The 2,567-nt window shown below is 26.1% G+C and carries 1 protein-coding gene; it reads right to left on the bottom strand.

Going from position 1 to position 2,567, the window contains the following annotated elements; all coding sequences use genetic code 11:
* Positions 1–296 precede the first annotated feature (296 nt).
* The gene (locus ACEW7V_RS02635) at positions 297–593 is read right to left on the bottom strand and encodes an ABC transporter permease subunit (RefSeq protein WP_374695351.1); all 297 of its coding nucleotides are present in this window, start codon (positions 591–593) and stop codon (positions 297–299) included.
* Positions 594–2,567: the final 1,974 nt, after the last annotated feature.

The following is a 2,567-nucleotide window of genomic DNA, read 5'->3' as shown; positions in this document are numbered from 1 at the left end:
TACATGGTATTGCTAATTTTTGATAATTAATTGACATATATGATTCTTAGCTATTTATATTATTTGTAAACAAATGTTTTTTTGTGATGGGTTTATGAGAGGTTAATTTTTGAAAAAAGCTTGTTTTTTATTAAAGTTGAAAAAAATAGTTTGGATTTAAGTATAAATCAAACTTTAATTTTTAATAAATTATTTTGTTTATTGCTGATTTTAATGGTGTAAGTTTGCAAATATTTTTATTTTCTAATTTGCATCTTTTGGATTAAAAATTTGGATCAAACCTTTTACCTATTAAATTAAAAGATAAAACTAGTTAATAAAATAATGATAAAAGGTCCAAAAAATAAATGAGGATAGAATCTAATATCACTTCTACTAGCATTTAAAATATTGCCCCATTCAGGAATTGTAGGATCGAGACCTAATCCAACAAAACTTAACCCCGATATTGTTAAAATAACTGTTGCCATACCTATTGTTATTCTTGTGATAATAATAGACCATAGATGAGGCAAAACATGTTTGAAAATTATACAAAATTCATTCGATCCTAAAGCTTTAGAAGCTTTGATAAACCTTTGCCTAATTTTCATGGTATTTGCTCTTATGATCTGAATAAAAGTAGAGCATTAGAAATACTTAGGAGCAATTATTAATGATAATTTTTTGTTGTCTTTCAAAAAAACATAATTAAAATAGCTAAAAATAACATCGGGAAAACTACTAAAATATCACATATAAAATTAATGATATTATCAAAAATATTTTTGAAATAACCTGAAATAATTCCTAATAACGTTCCTATTATACTAGCCATCATAATAGAACAAAAACCTTATAGTTAAAGATTTTAGTTCCTTCTCTAACATTATTAACAACCATAGTCCAGTAGAATTGTCCTACGAGATGTTTTAAACTAATTCCTTGTAAACGTTTATAATGGAGATGATGCAACAGGATTTTTATATAAAGGAGTAAAGGAATTAAATAAACAGCTAAAAATAAAATAGTTAAAATAAAGAACCAAATAAAATATTTTTTATTTTTTGCCCAATATTTTAATTTTTTTTGGAAAAAAAAGAAATTGTTTAAAGTTTTTTCATAATAAATGATTGTATCCTTTTTGCATATTTATCCCTTTTGTTTAATTTTGGGATCTAACCAAGCATACACTAAGTCTGAAATAAATTCCAAATAGCTATAAATAAAGCGAGTAAAATAATACAACATTGAATAACAGGATAATTTCTATTATCAAATGCATTTTTTATTAAAACACCTATCCCTTTTATTTCAAAAAATATTTTCTGTAATAATAGAACCACCGATTAAAAAACTTAGAAAGTAAACCGATGTGTGCTACAACAGGAATTAAAGCATTTTTTAAAGCGTGCTTAAAAATAATATTTTTTTAGACAATCCTTTAGAATAGGCCGTTTTGATATATGGTTGTGACAAACATTCTTCCATGCTTGTTTTAGTAGTTTTTAAAATAGAACCCGATATTAATAAAGAAAGAGTTAAAATAGGCAAACCAAATGTTTAGGAGTATCAAAATCAGCTACTGGGAATAATCTTAAATAATGACCTAATGTAAGTTGCAATAAGATGCCAATGATAAAACTAGGAGAAGAAATAATGATAATAGAATAAAAATCTAGTATAAAGCTTTTTTTGGACCCTTCTGTAAAAAGCTGATAATGCTCCTAAAAATCCCTAATAAAGAACCAAAACAACTTAAAAAGCCCAATTTAAAGGTATTAGTAAAAGCTTTTGTAAAAAGGTTGAAAACTAAGCTCTTGTACATAATAGAATTTTCCAAATCTCCTGTAAAAATATTTTTGAAATAATAATTTATAAATTGGAGTTTTTAAGTTTATCTAATCCTAATTCCTTTTCCTTTAATTTTCTTGGATTCTGGAGTAAGTCCTTTTCAAAACATATAGCATCAACGAGATCACCGTGTTGTCAATTTTCATACGTAAAAAAACTGATAAATATGACTGTTATAAATAATGTTATAGTGTATAAACTTTTTTTTAAAATATATTTTAAAAAGTTTCTATAATTTATAACAGTCACTATTTATCAGTTTTTACTGCAAAACAGATACCAGAGTGATCCTATTGATGCCTATCTGAAAGTTTCTCAGAACAAAATTAAGGAAAGAATGAACCAGATAAACCTTTAAAACTCGAACCTCAAATTATTTCAAAATATTTATAGAACGCAAAAAATCTTATTATAACAAAAGAAACGGTACTAAACCTTTACAAAACTCTGTACGGAATTGGCACTAAGTTGTTTTTGGTTCTTTGACAAAGTTTTTTAAATTATCGGCGCATGAAGTCAAAAAAACGCCTCTAGATTTTGACTACTATTTATCATTATTTTCTTCTCTAGTTATCATTGAAAATCTTATTGCAGCTTACATTGGAATAGACCAGATTATTCAATGGCTGATTTTGTTCTCCCTGGAAACATTTAGTTTTGCCTGACACAATAGCTCTTTATTGGCATATCCGGGATTTCTATTTTAGAGCTACTAAGGCAAGCAGAAACATGCA

It is taken from the genome of Areca yellow leaf disease phytoplasma, from assembly GCF_041920595.1.
Note: the sequence above shows the minus strand (reverse complement) of the source record. Positions and strands in the feature narration are given on the sequence as shown.

Excerpts from the sequence above, each read along its gene's own strand:
- ACEW7V_RS02635 (WP_374695351.1), bottom strand. The coding sequence starts at position 593 with ATGAAAATTAGGCAAAGGTTTATCAAAGCTTCTAAAGCTTTAGGATCG.